Raw genomic sequence first — 16,926 nt, forward strand, 5'->3', positions numbered from 1 at the left:
GTCCAAAGTCGGACGCGGTTGCGGCGCCGCGATATGACACCGGTTACCTGTTTTGGCTAGAATCGTTCTTCCGCCCGCCGTGACCATGCCCGGGCGGCTCGACCCAGGAGAGCCCATGTACGCCAAGACCCATTACGCCACCCACCCGGCCGCCATCGACGGCGTCAGCAACGACGCACTGCGCGAGCTGTACCTGCTGGATGGCCTGTTCGTGGACGATGCGATCACGCTCAAGTACACCCACTACGAGCGCTTCGTCCTCGGCGGCGTGTGCCCGCGCACGCAGGCCATCGCGCTGCCGGCGCAGACCGAGCCGGCCTCTGCCGCCGGTCACCCGTTCCTGGAGCGCCGCGAGCTGGGCGTGATCAACGTCGGCGCCGGCACCGGCACGGTGACGGTGGATGGCACCGCCCACACGCTGGGGCCCAAGGATGGCCTGTACATCCCGATGGGCAGCACCGAGGTGAGCTTCGCCTCGGACGATGCCGCCACCCCGGCGGCGTTCTACCTGGCCTCCACCCCGGCGCACGCGCGCTTTGAGGTCAAGAAGATCTCCATCGCCGATGCGGTGCCGCTGGAGCGCGGCGCGCTGGAGACCAGCAACGAGCGCACCATCTACCAGTACATCGTGCCGGCCACCTGCCAGTCCTCGCAGCTGCTGCTGGGGCTGACCATCCTCAAGCCCGGCAGCGTCTGGAACACCATGCCGCCGCACCTGCACGACCGCCGCAGCGAGGTCTATTTCTATTTCGACCTGGGCCAGAACGACCGCGTGTACCACTTCATGGGCGAGCCCCACGCGCAGCGTCACCTGGTGATCGGCAACAACGAAGCGGTGGTCTCCCCGCCGTGGTCGATCCACATGGGCGCGGGCACCTCCAACTACGCCTTCATCTGGGCCATGGGCGGCGAAAACCTGGACTACACCGACATGCACGTGCTGGACATCTGCCAGCTCAAGTGATGCGCCGCGCATCGGCTTCTCCATTCGCACCAGGACACGCGCAATGACCTCACATCCGTTCGATCTGCAAGGCAAGGTGGCGCTGGTCACCGGGGGCAACGTCGGCCTGGGGCAGGGCATCGCCGTGGCCCTGGCGCAGGCAGGGGCCGACATCGTCTCCGTGGCCCGTCGCCCCTCGGAGGAGACCGGCGAGCAGGTGCGCGCGCTGGGCCGTCGCTTCCTCAGCATCGAAGCCGACCTCGGCACACTCGAGCCCATCCCGCAGCTGCTGGCGCGCACGCTGGAGGAGATGGGCGGGCTGCATGTGCTGGTCAACAACGCCGGCATCATCCGCCGCGCCGATGCGGTGGATTTCAGCGAGGAAGACTGGGATGCAGTGATGAACGTGAACCTCAAGGGCACGTTCTTCCTGACCCAGGCCGTGGGCAAGCACTTCATCGCCCAGGGCGGCGGCAAGGTCATCAACATCGCCTCCATGCTGTCCTTCCAGGGCGGCATCCGCGTGCCCTCGTACACGGCCAGCAAGTCCGGCATCGCCGGGCTGACCCGATTGCTGGCCAACGAGTGGGCGGCCAAGGGCGTGTGCGTCAACGCCATCGCCCCGGGCTACATGGAAACGGACAACACCACCCAGCTGCGCGCCGACGCCGACCGCAACCGCTCCATCCTCGAGCGCATCCCCGCCGCGCGCTGGGGCAAGCCCTCGGACCTGGGCGGTGCGGCGGTGTTCCTGGCCAGCGCCGCTTCGGACTACGTGCACGGCGCGATCCTGCCGGTGGATGGCGGCTGGCTGGCGCGCTGATCGGTGGGGCGGCTGGACGCCTTGTGCCAGCGGCTGCGAAGAAAACTTCCCGGGCCAGCACCTTCGCCGATGAATCGGCTCCCACAGGGGCCGGCGCTGCACGTTGAAGGGAGGGCACAGAACCCGGTCAGCGCCTCCGCGCGGTGCTGCGGATCGATGCACCGCAACATCCCCGTGCCGAGCGAGCGCCTATGATCCGGCAGGTCCTGGGCCGGCCGCGCGACGCGCGCGTCGGCCGGCAGAGGTGTCCACCCCTGGGCGCATCGCCCGGCGGACATCGGACACGGGAGCCTGCATGCGCACCACGACGGTCGGCGGCGAAGAGAACACCGGCTTCATCATCCTCATCAGCTGCGTGGCCACGCTGGGCGGCTTCCTGTTCGGCTTCGACAGCGGGGTCATCAACGGCACCGTGGATGGGCTGAAGCAGACCTTCCACTCCAGCTCGGCGGGCCTGGGCTTCGAAGTGGCCTCGATGCTGCTGGGCTGCGCTGCAGGCGCCTTCATCGCCGCGCGCCTGGCCGATGCCTGGGGCCGGCGCACGGTGCTCATCATCTCGGCGGTGCTGTTCCTGGTGTCGGCCCTGGGGGCCGGCAGCGCGAGCAGCTCACTGGTGTTCATCAGTGCGCGCGTGCTCGGCGGCTTCGCGGTGGGCGCGGCCAGCGTGATCTCCCCGGCCTACATCGCCGAGGTCGCCTCGGCGCGTTATCGCGGCCGGCTGGCCACGCTGCAGCAGATCGCCATCATCTCCGGGCTGTTCTGCGCCTTCCTGTCCAACTACTTCCTGGCCAGGGCCGCCGGTGCTTCGACCGAACCACTCTGGGGCGGACATGCGGCCTGGCGCTGGATGTTCTGGATGCAGGCCTTTCCGTCCCTGCTGTTCCTCGTCCTGCTGCTGGCCATCCCCGAGAGCCCGCGCTACCTGGCGATGAAGGGCCGGCTGGAGGCGGCAGGCGCGGTGCTGGCGCGCCTGTACGGGGCATCGTCGGCGCAGCGCAAGCTCAAGGACATCGGCGGCACGCTGGCGCAGGATCACCACCGCCCCAAGCTGTCTGACCTGATCCACCCGCAGACCGGCAGGATGCGCCCCATCATCTGGGTCGGCTTCGGCCTGGCGATGCTGCAGCAGCTGGTCGGCATCAACGTGGTGTTCTACTACGGCGCCGTGCTGTGGCAGGCGGTGGGGTTTTCCGAATCCGACGCGCTGCTGATCAACGTGCTCTCGGCCGGCCTGAGCATCGGCGCCTGCAGCGTCACCATCGCACTGGTGGATCGCATCGGCCGCAAACCGCTGCTGCTGTTCGGCTCCATCGGCATGACCATCGCTCTGGCGGTGGTGGCCTGGTGCTTTGCCGGCGCATCCACCGAGAACGGCGCGCTCAAGCTGTCCGAAAGCGCCGGCCTGGTCGCCCTGGTGGCCGCCAACACCTACGTGGTGTTCTTCAACTCCACCTGGGGCCCGGTGATGTGGGTGATGCTGGGCGAGATGTTCCAGAACCAGATCCGTGGCTCGGCCCTGGCCGTGGCCGGCGCCGCGCACTGGACCTCCAATTTCCTCATCACCATCTCCTTCCCGGTGCTGCTGACCACCGTCGGCCTGGCCGTGGCCTACGGTCTCTACGCGACCGCCGCCTTCCTCTCGATCCTGTTCGTCGCCCGCTACGTCAAGGAAACCGCCGGGCGCGAGCTGGAGGACATGCAGGGCTGATGCGGCAGGGCCGCGCCGCCGCCGCTGGGCCCGCAATGCACGTCGCCTCGCAGCGAAGGCGCTGGATCGCAAGGGCGCTGATCGGAGGCCTGGCCCTGCTGGCTTCCAGCGCACAGGCGCAGGTGGACGATGCCCAGCGCTTCGCGCAGGTGTGGACCGCCGCCGATGGCCATCCGGATGTGGCCGCCCTGGACGCCGGCTATCTCGCACCCGCCAGCGCGGGGCTGCGCGCGTTCGTTCCCGAGTACATCGGCGATGCCAAGCGCCTGGCCGAGGCGATCGTCCGGGCGCCGGCGGCGTACCGGCATGCGTTGGCGGTCTGCCTGCCGGACGCCGACACCGTCAATGTGGTGATGGACGAGGTCCTGACGCGCTACGGCGCACACATGCCGGTGCCTGCGCGCCCTGCGGTGCACCTGCTGTTCGGCGCCAACACCTCTGCAGGCACCACGCTGTCCGGCGCGATCTACATCGGCCTGGAAAAGGCCTGCGAGGGTGTCGCCGATGCGGCCGCCTTCCGCACGCGCCTGCAAGGGCTGCTGGCCCATGAACTGGTGCACGTGCTGCAGCCACCGATGGCCGACGACGCGCGCCGCGACCTGCTGGCCTGGGCGCTGCGCGAAGGCACGGCCAACATGGTCGGCGCGCTGGTGCTGGGGCAGCCCTATACAGGCGCGCAGGACAGCTGGGCGATATCCCGCGAAGCCATGCTGTGGCCGCGCTTCCAGCAGGACCGGCAAACGATGCTGCAGCATTGGCCCAAGGGCGGCGAGCCGGATCCGCAAGCCCTGGCCGCCGGCACGCGCTGGTTCTGGAATGCCGGCACGGCCGAGGGCTGGCCGCCCGACCTGGGCTACTGGGTAGGGCAGCGCATCGCCGCGCAGTGGTACCAACGCCAGGGCCAGGCGGCGGGCGCACTGTCGCAGCTGGTCGGTGCGCGCAGCCCTGCCCAGGTCCTGGCGCAGAGCGGCTACGCGCCGGACCGCCACGCGCCAGCGGCCGCCTCCGACCGCCAGGCCCGCGGCGCGATGGGCGTTTCCGCGCCCTGAGCGCCGCGCACCCGCGCCTTGCCGCGTCGTGCGACACCGGGCCCATGCTTCGGGTCGCCGCGCCCCTGCCTCCAAGGTCCACGGGTACCCGGACTGGCAAGACGCTGGCGGCGCAGCGCTGTACGATGCGCGGCTCATGTTGTTCACGGGCCCGGCCCAGGCATAGAAGATGGTGTTCCACGCGCAATTCGATGGGTGGCGGTCATGACGGCCCTCGCGTCGGACCACGAGGACGTCGAAGAGCAGGAAGAAGGCAGCGCGCGCAAGTCCGACTGGAATGCCGAGCCGGCCGCCGCGGCCAAGACCCTGGCGGTGTTCGAGGCCATCGGCGCGGCGCCCAACGGCCTGCGCTCCTCGGACATCGTGCAGCTGCTCGAACTGCCGCGCACCACCGTCTACCGCATCCTCACCGGCCTGGTGGACCGTGGGCTGATCCGCAAGGACAAGCGCCGCCGCATGTTCCACCTGGGCGCGCGCTTCCTGCAGCTGGCGCACGATGCCAACCCCGCGCCCGAGCTGCTGGCTGCCGCGCACATCGAGCTGCGCTACCTGCGCGCGGCTACCGGCGAGACCGCCTACCTGTCCGTACGCGACGAGCTGCAGACCCTGGTGCTGGAGTGCTGCCACGGCGTGCACTCGGTGCGGCCGTCCTCGCTGGTCGGCCAGCCCAAGCCGTTGCACTGCACCAGCCAGGGCAAGGCCATCGTCGCCTACCTGGATGGCGAGGAGCGCGCGGCCGTGCTCAAGCAGCTGACCATGCAGCGCATGACCGACAAGACCATCGTCTCGCGCAAGCGCCTCAACAGCGAGCTGCAGCAGGTTCGCGCGCGTGGCTATGCCATCGACGATGAGGAAAGCCTGCCCGGCGTGCGCTGCGTCGGCGCGCCCATCCGCAATGCCAAGGGCGAGATCGCCGGCGCGCTGAGCGTGTCCGGGCCCAGCTTCCGCCTGGATCAGGCGCGCATCGACAGCATCGGCCAGGAGCTGGTGGATGCGGCCCGCCGCGTCAACGAGCGCCTGGTGGCCGAGGTCTCGATCAAGCAGGACGCCCGGGTCGAGCCGGTGGGCGAGGACATCCGCGTGGAGGGCGCCTCGCCGGTGGCCTGCGCCGAAGGGCTGTTCATGATCGACCGCCAGGGCGCGGCCGTGGTGCGCGTGCACGGCGGCAAGCTGCAGCCGGTGCACCGGCCGGGCGAAGCGCCGCTGTGGCTGACCCACGACGGCCATGCCCTGCTGTGCGGCACCAGCGAAAGCGTGGAGGCGCTGGCCTTCGGCAAGGGCAAGGCGGCCACCTCGACCATCATGCGCACCTGGCGCGGCACCGCGCCCTCGCTGGTGTGCGCCGACCCGGAAGGCCGGCTGTGGGCCGCGCAGGCCGACGGCGCCGGCGGCTGGTCGCTGCGCTGCCTGGACATGCAGCGCACCGAGCGCTGGCACCTGGACCAGCAGATCACCAGCCTGTGCTGGAGCGCCGATGGCCTGCGCCTGTTCGCCGCCTGCGCCGATGCCCGCACCATCTTCGTGATGACCCTGGAAGACACACGCGTGCGCCGTTTCGTCTCGGTCCCGGAGATCTCCGGCCGCCTGGGCGGCATGGCCACCGATCGCAACGGCGCGCTCTGGGTCGCCCTGCGGCATTCCTGGAGCGTGGTGCGCTATTCCGGCGACGGCGCGCTGACCAAGGTCATCGGCCTGCCGGTGCCGGACCCGACCGACCTGTGCGTGGATGCAGCCAGCCAGTCGCTGTACGTCACCACCTCACCGGCGGCGATCACCGCGGAAATGGCCTCGCACGTGAGCACCCGCAGCAGCCTGCTGCGGATCGACCTGTCAGGCGGCTGAGGCTCGGGCAGGGAAAGAGCGCCGGGTACTCTCGTCCGGCGCTGGCGTCTGGGCCAGCAGGTGCCCACGCCATCCTGGCGGTCCCTGTGGGCGGGAGCTCACGCGCCACCCTGTAGGCGCGGAGACTTGCGCGGCATCATCGGCAACGCGCGGCCCGTCTTGAGGCGGGTCCGGAAGCCGCGTTGCGATTCGTTCAGCTTGCCTGGTCGTGCGGCGGCGGGTCCGCGGGGGTGTGGTCGCGGTCCTTGACCCGGCGGTGCTTGTCGATGTCCTCCGGGGTCTGCGCGCCGTCATCGCGCTGCCCACCACCGGGTTTTCCGCGGGGATCCGGGGTTTCCCGGTAGCCGGGCGAGGGGTTCTGCTGGGTCATGGCGATGCTCCTTTCGGGTTCCGCGCAGCCTGACCGGGGCCGGGTCAATGGATCGCGAAATCCCCGAGGCGTGAAGCGCGGCCGCACTGTGCTCGACGTCACGTTTACAAAGTCGGAGCAAGACTCAATCCGATGGCCCCCCGAGGAGATCCCCCGCATGTCGCCCTGGCACTATCGCAAGCTGCGCGCCTTCTTCACCGCAGAGCGCTTCCACAAGCTCACCCCCGCGCAGGCGCGGCGCACCCTGGTCCTGCTGGTCCCGGACTACCGCACCGCCGAGGAGCGGCCGGTGCTGACCGATGTCTTTGGCGTGCGCTGGTTCACCGGGCCTGAACGCGCACTCGCCGATGCTTTGTGGCGTCACGTCGAGGGGCGCCTGCCCCGCGTCGAAAGCATGCAGTCGCGCCGCTGGCAGCCTGTCGAGGGCGGCCAGGGACTGTGGGCAGTCGATGCCGGCGCCATGGATGGCGTCCTCCCGGCGGATATTCCTGCCCTCGTTCCGAGAATGACCTGATGTCAGACCGCTCCACCCGCAAGATCGTGTTGCTCGTTGAAGACAACCGCCAACTGTCAGAAGCCGAAGGCGCTTTCCTTGAATCGGCGGGTTACGACGTCGATTACGCGATGGATGGGATGGAGGGCTATCGCCTGGCCACGGAGAACCACTACGACGTGATCGTGCTGGACGTGGGCCTGCCGCGCATCGACGGCCTGGAGTTCTGCCGTCGCCTGCGCACCGAGGCGCGCAAGGCCACGCCGGTGCTGATGCTGACGGCGCGCGACACCCTGGACGACAAGGTCGCCGGGCTTGAGGCGGGTGCCGACGATTACCTGACCAAGCCGTTCGCCGTGCAGGAACTGCGCGCCCGCATCGAGGCGCTGGTGCGCCGCGTGCGCCGCGAGGTCGGCGGCGGCGAGCAGCTGGAGGTCGGTGGCCTGGTGCTGGACCTGCTGAGCCACACGGTCAAGCGCGAAGGCCGCACGCTCAACGTCTCGCCGATCGGCATGCAGCTGCTCAGCATCCTGATGCGGGCCTCGCCGGCGGTGGTGAGCCGGCAGGACATCGAGCGCGAAATCTGGGGCGGCAACCTGCCCGACTCGGATACCTTGCGCAGCCACCTCTACAACCTGCGCAAGGTCGTGGACAAGCCGTTCGATCACCCGCTGATCCACACGGTGATGAGCTTCGGGTTCCGCATCGCCGACGCGCGCTCGGAAGTCTCGGCCACCTGAGCCGGCCTGCCTGCCTGACACCTCGACGCCCGCCTGGACCCAGGCGGGCGTTTTCGTCGGGGCGGGTGCCTCAGCTGCCTGGGGTTGGCTGCGGGGCGCCCAGCGGCGCGGGCCGCTCGAAGCCTGGCAGGCCTTCCTGGGTCCAGCGGATGCGCTGCAGGCGCGGCGAGCGCTTGCCGGTGCACTGCATGTCCGCCTCCGGATTGGCGTGATAGACGATCCAGGTCTGCGCGCCGTCCGGCGTGTCGAAGAAGCCATTGTGCCCGGGCGCGAACACGCCTCGCTCGGGATCCTTGGCCAGGACCGGGCGCTCGCCCTTGGTCCAGTTGCCCGCCTGCAACAGGTCGCTGCCGGGCTTGGCGCGCAGCAGGCCGATGGCGTAGTCGTCGGACCAGCAGGCGCTGCCGGAATAGCTGAGGAACACATCGCCACGCGGCCCGCGCAGGAACTGCGGGCCCTCCAGGATCTGCCGACCGCCCTGGCGTTCCCACGCGCTGTCCGGCCGCGCGATGATGGTTTCCTCGCCCTGCAGGGTCCATGGGTCGCGCATCAGCGAAATGGCCAGCACGCTGTCCGGGCCCACGTACGGCGAGTACACGAAGTAGCGCTTGCCGCCATCGACGAAGGTGGTGCCATCGATGCCGGCGCGTGCGGTCTTCAGCTGGCCGTGGTCGATCCACTGGCCCTGGGTCGGGTCCTGGCCCTTGTTCTCCAGCACGAAGATGCCGCGGTGCGCATCGTCGTTGTGCGCATCGTCCGAAGCCGTGTAGTAGATGAACCACGACCCGTCGATCCGGTGCAGCTCCGGCGCCCAGATCGACTTGGCGTTGGGGCCGGCCGCCGGTGGCGTCCACACCGTGACTTCCCGCGCCTCGCGTAGCCGGCCCAGATCGGTGGTCTTGCGGATGGCCAGGCGATCCCCCCGCGTGCTCATGAAGAAGTAGGTGTCGCCATCGCGCGCAATCCAGGGGTCAGGACCTGAGTCCAGCAGCGGATTGGTAAAGGTGGACTGCGCCTGGACGTTGGCGACCAGGCAGGACGCCAACAGCGCGAAGACGGCGGGAATACGGCGATGCATACGGGCTCCTGGTTCGATGCGGCACTCGTTGCACGCTCCTGCCGCGGGTATCAATGAATCATATTATCGGACAAATGTAACGTGGCGATGCGCTGGGTCGACCCAGGAGCCGGTGCGACCGCACGAGGGAAATCGCTTCGGCTGCTGCTGATGGGCACTGCGTCGCGTCAATGCAAGGAGTGGCACGCAATGGGCGAGGATTCGTAGCGGCCCCGGGCGGCGTCTTTCCGGGGATCGGCGTGCACGCGGCACGTCGACAGCAAGCGCTATGAGCGAGGCCCGGCCAAATCTGTTGCTATAGATGGAATTGGCGCCGGCCGCTCGGTACGCTTCGCCCATGCGGACCAAGCCCAATGCCCAGCCCAACCAGAGCCTGATCGATGGCATCGCCACGCTGCAGGCGCTTGCCTCTTCCCCTGAGCCGATCGGTTGTCGGGAGCTGGCGCGGCAGCTCGATGCCAACCCCACGCGGGTCAATCGGCTGCTGAAGACCCTGGCGTACCTGGGGATCGCGCGGCAGACCGCGGACCGCAAGTACACCCCGGGGCCTGGCATGCATGTGCTGGCCGCGCAGAGCCTGTTCGCCTCCGGGCTGATCCGGCGCGCGCTGCCGGTGCTGGAGGGGCTGCGGCGTTTCGGGCACACGGTGGCCCTGGGCGTGCTCTGGAACGACAGCGTCAGCTACCTGTTCCACGCGCCGCCCGGCATCGAGGCGGCCAGGGGCCTGGGACGCATCGGCCTGCTGCCGGCGACCACCAGCGGCATCGGCATCGTGTTGCTCTCGCAGCTGTCCGATGAGGAGGTGCGCGAGCTGTACGAGGGGCGGGAGATTCCCATGTTCCCGCAGGGCGTCGAGCAGCTGCTCGCGACCCTGGAGACCACCCGTCGCCAGGGGCATGCCCGGGTGCACGTGGCCGATGCGCGCGACCACCACATCGTGGCCATCGCGATGGGCGACCCGGTGCATGCGGGCATCGCGATGTCGGGGTGGATCCCGGAGTCGGCCACGGCCGAGCTGGTGGCCGCGTTGCGGAAGGCGGCCGAGGAGATCGGCTGAGGCGCTGCGACGGTTACGTTCGGCGGGTCGCGGTGATGGTGGATGGGAGAGCGTCTCCCAGCCACGTAGGGTGGACAACGCGAAGCTAGTCCACCGAGGTTCGGGTGACCGATTGAGCGTGAGCCACGCGCCCATGTCGTTCATTTCGCGGCGATGGTGGATGGAAGAGCGCGATCCATCCCACGTAGGGTGGACAACGCGAAGCTTGTCCACCGAGGTTTGGGTGACCAACTGGGCGCGGGTCACGCGCTCACGTTGTTCGTTTCGCGCGATGGTGGATGGGAGAGCGCCATCCACCCTACGCCGCGGTGCGGTTTGACATGTTGCTAAAATAGCAATAGCTTCGCCGTTCGCGGTGGAGGATACGCATGACCATGGGAGTGGGGGGCGTGAGCCGGGCGGGGAGGACGCGTTGGGTCCTGCTTGGCCTGTTGTTCCTGTCGACGATCATCAATTACCTGGACAGGCAGGCGCTTTCGATCCTGGCCACGACCATCCAGGCCGATCTGGGAATGTCGGACCTGGAGTACGCGCGGGTCGTGCAGGTGTTCCTGCTGGCCTACGCAGGCGCCTACGTCCTGGCAGGCCGGGTGACCGACTGGCTGGGGGCCAAGCTGGCGCTGATGCTGTTCATCGGCTGGTGGTCGCTGGCCAACATCGCCACGGGCATGGTGCGCAGTGCGGTCGAGCTGGGTGCGGCGCGGTTCGCGCTCGGCCTGGGCGAGCCGGGCAACTACACCGTGGGGACCAAGGTGGTCTCCGAGCAGTTCCCGCCGAGCGAGCGCGGCCTGGCGCTGGGGCTCTACACGGCCGGGGCGATGATCGGGGCCACCATCGCACCACCGCTGATCGGCGGCATCGCGCTGGTCTACGGCTGGCGCAGCGCGTTCTGGATCACCGGCGTGGTCGGCCTGCTGTGGATCGTGCTGTGGTGGTGGGCCTACCCGAAGCAGCCCAAGGCCGAGGCGACGGCTGCGCAGCCGTCGATGAAGGGCGTGTGGGGCAAGCTGGCGCGCACGCCGGCGGTGTGGACGCTGGTGGCCTCGCGCGCGGTCGCCGATCCGGTCTGGTACTTCTATCTGTTCTGGTTTCCCAAGTACCTGGGCGATGCGCGTGGCATGAGCCTGGCGACGGTCGCCTCGCTGGCCTGGATCGTCTACGTGACCGCCGACATCGGCAGCGTCGGCGGCGGGGCGATTTCCGGCGTGCTGGTGCGCAGAGGCATGACGCCGGTGCGCAGCCGCCTGACCGCGATGACCGGCGCGGCGATCCTGGCGCCGCTGGGCTTCTTCATCACCCTACATCCGTCCGTGCCGGTGCTGTTCGCGCTGGCCTGCACGGTGACCTTTGCCCATCTGGTCTACCAGATCAATCTGACCTCGATGGTGGTGGACATCTTCCCCTCGCGCTACATCGCCTCGGTGGCCGGGCTGATCGGCTGCGGCAGCGCACTGGGCGGGATGGCCTCGGCACAGGTCGTGGGCGAGCTGGTCTCGGGCAACGCCTTTGATCGCACCTTCGTGCTGATGGCCTTTCTGCATCCGCTGGCGGTGCTGTTGGCCTACCTGGCCTTGCGACTGGCCAGGCGTTCGCCATTGAGCCTGCTGTATGCCGGGCCTGCCCAGCGCGCCTGACGAAACGACCGCACAGCCAGGCGTGCGCGGTCGGGGTTGTCATGAACCACTCACGCCCCCGTGGTCCCGTCGCGCCGTCCGCATCTCACTGGCGGGTAGGCGCGAGGTTTCATCAGCCTGGCTCAGTCCACTGCTTCTGCGTGTTCCCAGAAGCGCGGGCCAGGGGTCGCGCCCAGGCCGGGCCCGGATGGCAACTGGTAGTAGCCATCGCGATAGGCCATGTCGGTGTCCAGCATTTCCAGCGAGCGGGAGAAGATCGAGTGCTGCCACTCGTGGCGCCACAGCGGCGCGACCACGCTGGCGGCATGCAGGCTGGCGGCCATGAACAACCCGCCGCCGATGGTGGCGTGCGGTGCGATCTGCACGCCGTGCGCCTGCGCCAGGCGCGCGATGCGCATGAACTGGGTGATGCCGGTATGGCCCATCTCCGGCTGGATGTAGCTGAGCGTGCCGCCGGCCAGGCGCAGGCGCGCCTCGTACTCGGTGTGCCACTCCTCGCCGGCGGCGATCGCGATGGGGCTGCGTTGGCCCAGCTCGATCAGACCGGCCACGTCTTCGGGCTTGAGCGGGGCTTCGATGAAGGTCAGTGCGCACGGCGCCAGCTGCTCGGCCAGCGCCAGGGCCTGGGCGCCGTCGAACTTCCAGTGCAGATCGACCATCAGCTGCGGACCGGGGCCCAGGGCATCGCGCAGCGCGCGCATCTCCTCGACGATGCCGTCATGGCTGACCACCGCGTGCACCTTTAAGGCATCGTGGCCGGCCGCGTGGAACTCGCGCGCCATCGCCACCTTTCCCTCCAGCGTGGCGGTGGGCAGGCCGGACACGTAGCCGGGAATGCGCTCGCGCTGGCGCGTGCCCAGCAGCTGCCAGAGCGGAACCTGGCGCGCACGCGCGCGCAGGTCCCACAGGGCGATGTCCAGCGCGGCGATGGCATCGACATGGAAGCCGCCGAAGCAGCCACGCACGCGCATCAGGCCGTACAGGTCGTCCCACACACGCTCCACGTCTTCCGGTTCCCGTCCGATCAGTTCGGGCGCAAGCAGGTCGTGGACGATTTCGCAGACCGCGCGCGGTGCGCAGATGCCATAGGTTTCGCCCCAGCCCACCGCGCCGTCCTCGGTGGTGAGCCTGACCACCAGCGAGCGATCCACGGTGGGGTACAGCGTGCCATTGCCCTTGCGGACCAGATAGCCGCGGCTGTTGACGCGCTCACCGGCGCCGAGTGGGCCCAGGTAGGGGACCTCGCGCGGGACGGTGAGGATGAAGGTTTCGACCGATGACACCTTGCTCATGCGCGGCTCCTGCTGATCGGTCCGGGAGCCTGATCCATCGGCAGCAGGTCGGCAATGCGCTCCAGGATGAGGGTGAGCTCGCGCTGGTCGGCCGCATCCAGGGCCGGGCCCGGGGCGCGGACATGGTCGCTGGCGATCAGGCCGCGCCGCAGCAGCACGGCCTTGGTCAGGCGCCAGCGGAACACGGCCTGCATGCTCAGCAGCGGCAGCGTGCGTTCGAACAGCTCCCGCGCACCCAGGGTGTCGCCGTCGGCCCAGGCGTCCAGCATCGCCACGTGCACCTCGGTGATCTCGCAGGCGGGCATCGTGCCCACCGCGCCGCGCGCCAGCTCATCCAGCACATAGCGCGCGCCCGCACCGCCGAACACCGCCTGGATGTGCGCACCGGCGCGCTCCTGCAGGGCGGTGATGCGGTGGCCCGAGGGCATGGTTTCTTCCTTGATGTAGTGGATGCCCGCCACTTCGGTGGCAAGGTTGACCACCTCTTCCACGCCGAGCCCGATGCCCATGGGCGGCGGCGCGTTCTGCAGCATGATCGGCACGCCGCTGCGGGCATGCAGCTCAGTGAAGAAACGCGCGATGGCCGGCAGATCGCCCGCATGTGCATGCGGGGTCAGGACCATGGCCGCCTGCGCGCCGGCCTGGGCGCCGGCGCTGGCGTAGGCGACCGCCTGCTCCAGCGTGCTGGCGCTGGCGCCCACCACCAGCGGCACGCGGCCGCGGTTCCAATGCCCGATGCACGCAGTCAGGTGCAGGCGCTCCTGCTCGCTGAGCATGTCGTATTCGCTGGCAAGGCCGGGGAACACCACGCCTGCGGCGCCAGCCTCGATGAGGTACTCGAACACCCGCTCGGTCCCGGCCTCATCCACCCGCCCATCGGCGTGAAAGATGGTGGGCAGGATCGGAAAAACGCCTTGCAGCTTGGCCATGTGATGCTCTCTGATTTCGTTGCGTTAAAAGCAACATCCTGAAGTGTCACTTGGCCAGGCAGATGCGCAGTGCCGCCAAATGTCGCTGCGCTGCAGCGTGCAGCGCGAAATGATATTGCTATATTAGCTACAAGCTGCCAAGTCGCAGCGCAGCAGCATCGATAGATCGCGACGGATACCGGGGGACGGCGCCTGCAGGGCGCCGCCAGGCGGATCTCACATTTGGGGGAGGGCCCAACATGCGCATTGCTCGACGTTCGACCTTGTTTCTGGCGGTAGGCGCCTGCCTGCTCGCACCCATCACCGCGCTGGCGCAGGCGGCCTCGCCCGTACCGCCGCAGGAATCGCCGACGAGCGCGCAGTCTGGCGCGCCTGCCGGGCAGGAGGCGCAGACCCTGGACGCGGTCAGTGTCGTCGGGATCCGCGGCAGCCTGGAGGCGGCGCGCGATATCAAGCGCGACTCGGCGCAGATCGTCGATGCCATCGTCGCCGACGACATCGGCAAGCTGCCCGATACCAATGTCGCCGAGTCGCTCGCGCGCGTGGCGGGCGTCCAGCTCGAACGTGGCATGGGCGAGGGCAGCGACATCCTGGTGCGCGGCCTGAAGGAGAACGTGATCCTCTACAACGGCCGCCAGATCGTCGATGCCACCGGCCGCGGCGGCAACGGCCTGGACCAGTTGGCCACCTCGACCTACGGCCTGCTGTCGCTGGTGCCCTCGGAGCTGATCTCGCGCCTGTCGGTCACCAAGCTGGCCGGCGCGGACCAGATCGCCGGTGGCCTGGGCGGCATCGTGGACATCAACACCCGCCAGCCGCTCGATGGCGATGTCAGCCAGAACGTGCTGAGCCTGGCCGGGGTCTACAACGAGTTGCCGGACAAGCTGGGCGGCAATGCCTTCGGCCTGCTGAGCACGCGCAACGAAGACCGCACCTTCGGCGCGTTGCTGTCGGCCACCTACGGCCGGCGCCAGGTCATGCAGCAGGGGCTGGACACGTTCTCCGGCTATGCCCGCTACACCGATGCCGGTGGCCAGACGCGCTTTGGCAGCACCGACATGCGCGCGCAGAACATCGATGACGACCGCGAGAAGACCGGCGTCAGCGCGGTGCTGCAATGGCGACCGGCCGACGGCGTGGAGATCACCGCCGATACCTTCTACGCCAGGCAGGAAGCCGAGCGCGACCGTTACTGGGTCGCCTTCAATCCGGCCGCGGGCCTGAGCAACGCCACCTACTCCGATCACGACATCCTGCTGGCTGGGCGTTCCAGCGGCACGGTGCTGCTCAACACTGAGGTGGCCGATATCGACTCGGACACCTGGTCTTCGGCCTTGCGTGCCAAGTTCCGAATTGGCGAGCGCCTGGACGGCAGCGTGGAGGCCAACCTGGGCAAATCCACGGCTAGCTATCACCAGCGCTACATGCGCCTGGCGCCGATGGCGGGCATCACCTCGGTGACCGATTTCGACCTGCGCAGCGGAAGCTTCGGCAGCTTCAACGTGAGCGGGGTGGATGTCACCGACCCGGCGCAGTGGCGCATGACCATCATGTTCGACAACGACTGGCGCGCGCAGACCGACAGCAAGGCCCTGCGCACGGACTGGAACCTGGCCTTCGACCAGAGCGCCTTCACCACGCTGGACTTCGGTGCGCGCTTCAACCGGATGGAGAGCCGCCAGGACCCGCTGCGCGCCGACATCCGGCCGGCAGGCGGCCTGCCCGCCACGCAATTGGCGGACTACCTGCGGGTGTGGAGCAACCCGGATTTCCTCCCCGGCGAGTTCGCAGGCCTGCCCCGCGCCTACCTGGGGGCCTACCGCGCGCAGTTCGGCGGCTGCGGCAGCTTCACCACGGTGCCGGTCATCTCGCAGAACGCACAGTGCCTGGACCCGCGCAACAACGCGCTGGCTTATGCGGCGACCTTTGGCGTGGATGAGGACTTCCTTGAGGCCTACACCAAGCTCAACTGGGACACGACCCTGGGCGAGCTGGGGTTCTCGGGCAACGTCGGTGTGCGCATGGTCGATCGCGACCTTGAATCGCGCGGCAACCTGCTCAGTGCGTCGGGCGCGGCGCAGCCTTCGCTGTTTACGCGTAGCGACCGCGAGTTCCTGCCCTCGGCGGTGGCCAAGCTGCAGCTCAGCGATACGCTGGTGCTGCGCGGTGGCGCGGCCAAGGTCGTGGCTTTTCCCAACACCGAGGACCTCAACAACGGCGTAACGCTCAACAACAACGCCGTGTTCGACACCAATGGCACGCAGATCTCGCCAGGCACCGGCAGCGGCGGCGCACCGGACCTGGACCCGTTCAAGGCCACCCAGTACGACCTGTCGCTGGAGTGGTACTACGGCGGCCAGGGCCTGCTGTCGATGGGCCTGTTCTACAAGGACGTCTCCACCTTCATCGTCCAGCGCCAGAGCGCGGAGACCTACAACGGCACCAACTACCTGGTGCTGCGCAAGGTCAACGGCGACAGTGCGACGGTGCGCGGCGCCGAGCTGCTGGCCCAGGTGCCCTTCACCGGCATGCTCGATGGCTTCGGCATGGTGGCGACCTATACCTGGATCGACTCGGAAACCCCGATCCGCGACGTCAACGGCAACGCCCTGACTTTTCCGGGACTGTCCAAGAACAACGTCAACCTCATCGGCTACTACGAGAACGGACCCTTCGGCGTGCGCGTGGCCTACAACTGGCGCGATGAGTACCTGATGGGGCTTTCGGCGGCGGCCACGGGCATCTACAACGACACCTACAAGGACCTGTCGGCCAGCTTCAGTTACGACTTCGGCAGCGACCTGTCGCTCAAGTTGGAATGCACCAACCTGCTGGACAGCGAACAGCGCACGTACGATGGCTACCAGGAAGGGCTGCGCACCAACGTGGTGTTCGGCCGCACCTATCAGGCGCTGCTGACCTACCGGTTCTGAAAGCACGAAGAAGCAGGGGTGAAGCGTGAGGACGA

14 protein-coding genes are annotated in these 16,926 nt (G+C 68.6%); 10 read left to right on the top strand and 4 right to left on the bottom strand.

The annotated features are described in order from the left end of the window. Window positions 1-115 precede the first annotated feature (115 nt). The 5 genes from kduI (at window position 116) to EPA99_RS06645 (ending at window position 6,365) form a co-directional block, all read left to right on the top strand. Complete coding sequence (gene kduI, locus EPA99_RS06625; RefSeq protein WP_129470435.1) at window positions 116-964, top strand: 5-dehydro-4-deoxy-D-glucuronate isomerase; 849 nt, start codon at window positions 116-118, stop codon at window positions 962-964. A gap of 43 nt (window positions 965-1,007) precedes the next feature. Further along, complete coding sequence (gene kduD, locus EPA99_RS06630; RefSeq protein ID WP_129470436.1) at window positions 1,008-1,766, top strand: 2-dehydro-3-deoxy-D-gluconate 5-dehydrogenase KduD; 759 nt, start codon at window positions 1,008-1,010, stop codon at window positions 1,764-1,766. Window positions 1,767-2,061: 295 nt separating this feature from the next. After that, window positions 2,062-3,474, top strand: a complete 1,413-nt coding sequence (locus EPA99_RS06635; RefSeq protein ID WP_129470437.1) for a sugar porter family MFS transporter — start codon at window positions 2,062-2,064, stop codon at window positions 3,472-3,474. A gap of 35 nt (window positions 3,475-3,509) precedes the next feature. Next, a complete protein-coding gene (locus tag EPA99_RS06640) occupies window positions 3,510-4,523 on the top strand; it encodes a DUF2268 domain-containing putative Zn-dependent protease (protein WP_129470438.1) in 1,014 nt (337 codons plus the stop codon). A 204-nt stretch (window positions 4,524-4,727) separates the two neighbouring features. Further along, entirely contained in the window at window positions 4,728-6,365 is a 1,638-nt protein-coding gene (locus EPA99_RS06645; protein ID WP_129470439.1) for an IclR family transcriptional regulator domain-containing protein, read from the top strand. A 193-nt stretch (window positions 6,366-6,558) separates the two neighbouring features. On the opposite strand, the gene EPA99_RS18665 is transcribed toward EPA99_RS06645, so the two are convergent. Next, window positions 6,559-6,735 carry a hypothetical protein gene (locus EPA99_RS18665; protein WP_164978592.1) on the bottom strand — a complete coding sequence of 59 codons (177 nt, stop codon included), beginning with the start codon at window positions 6,733-6,735 and terminating at the stop codon, window positions 6,559-6,561. Between the two features lie 157 nt (window positions 6,736-6,892). On the opposite strand from EPA99_RS18665, the gene EPA99_RS06650 reads away from it, so the two are divergent. Both EPA99_RS06650 and EPA99_RS06655 read left to right on the top strand, forming a co-directional pair. Then, window positions 6,893-7,249, top strand: a complete 357-nt coding sequence (locus EPA99_RS06650) for a hypothetical protein (RefSeq protein ID WP_129470440.1) — start codon at window positions 6,893-6,895, stop codon at window positions 7,247-7,249. Next, window positions 7,246-7,968 carry a response regulator transcription factor gene (locus EPA99_RS06655; RefSeq protein ID WP_425479184.1) on the top strand — a complete coding sequence of 241 codons (723 nt, stop codon included), beginning with the start codon at window positions 7,246-7,248 and terminating at the stop codon, window positions 7,966-7,968. The genes EPA99_RS06650 and EPA99_RS06655 overlap by 4 nt, the downstream gene beginning before the upstream one ends. Window positions 7,969-8,038: 70 nt before the next feature. On the opposite strand, the gene EPA99_RS06660 is transcribed toward EPA99_RS06655, so the two are convergent. After that, entirely contained in the window at window positions 8,039-9,046 is a 1,008-nt protein-coding gene (locus EPA99_RS06660; RefSeq protein WP_129470442.1) for a glycoside hydrolase family 43 protein, read from the bottom strand. A gap of 337 nt (window positions 9,047-9,383) precedes the next feature. On the opposite strand from EPA99_RS06660, the gene EPA99_RS06665 reads away from it, so the two are divergent. Together EPA99_RS06665 and EPA99_RS06670 are read left to right on the top strand one after the other, a co-directional pair. Then, on the top strand, window positions 9,384-10,103 hold the full coding sequence (locus tag EPA99_RS06665; RefSeq protein ID WP_129470443.1) for an IclR family transcriptional regulator: 720 nt from the start codon (window positions 9,384-9,386) through the stop codon (window positions 10,101-10,103). A 368-nt stretch (window positions 10,104-10,471) separates the two neighbouring features. Further along, window positions 10,472-11,737, top strand: a complete 1,266-nt coding sequence (locus EPA99_RS06670; protein WP_206733710.1) for an MFS transporter — start codon at window positions 10,472-10,474, stop codon at window positions 11,735-11,737. Between the two features lie 122 nt (window positions 11,738-11,859). Here the strand turns inward: EPA99_RS06670 and EPA99_RS06675 are convergent, their stop codons facing one another. Continuing rightward, on the bottom strand, window positions 11,860-13,029 hold the full coding sequence (locus EPA99_RS06675; protein WP_129470444.1) for a mandelate racemase/muconate lactonizing enzyme family protein: 1,170 nt from the start codon (window positions 13,027-13,029) through the stop codon (window positions 11,860-11,862). After that, entirely contained in the window at window positions 13,026-13,958 is a 933-nt protein-coding gene (locus EPA99_RS06680; protein WP_129470445.1) for a dihydrodipicolinate synthase family protein, read from the bottom strand. Before EPA99_RS06680 ends, EPA99_RS06675 begins: the two co-directional genes overlap by 4 nt. A 239-nt stretch (window positions 13,959-14,197) precedes the next feature. Here EPA99_RS06680 and EPA99_RS06685 point away from each other — a divergent pair, with 239 nt between their 5' ends. After that, on the top strand, window positions 14,198-16,891 hold the full coding sequence (locus tag EPA99_RS06685) for a TonB-dependent receptor (RefSeq protein WP_129470446.1): 2,694 nt from the start codon (window positions 14,198-14,200) through the stop codon (window positions 16,889-16,891). Window positions 16,892-16,926 lie beyond the last annotated feature (35 nt).

Origin of the sequence: Pseudoxanthomonas composti, from assembly GCF_004122095.1 — a bacterium.
Lineage (GTDB): Bacteria > Pseudomonadota > Gammaproteobacteria > Xanthomonadales > Xanthomonadaceae > Pseudoxanthomonas_A > Pseudoxanthomonas_A composti.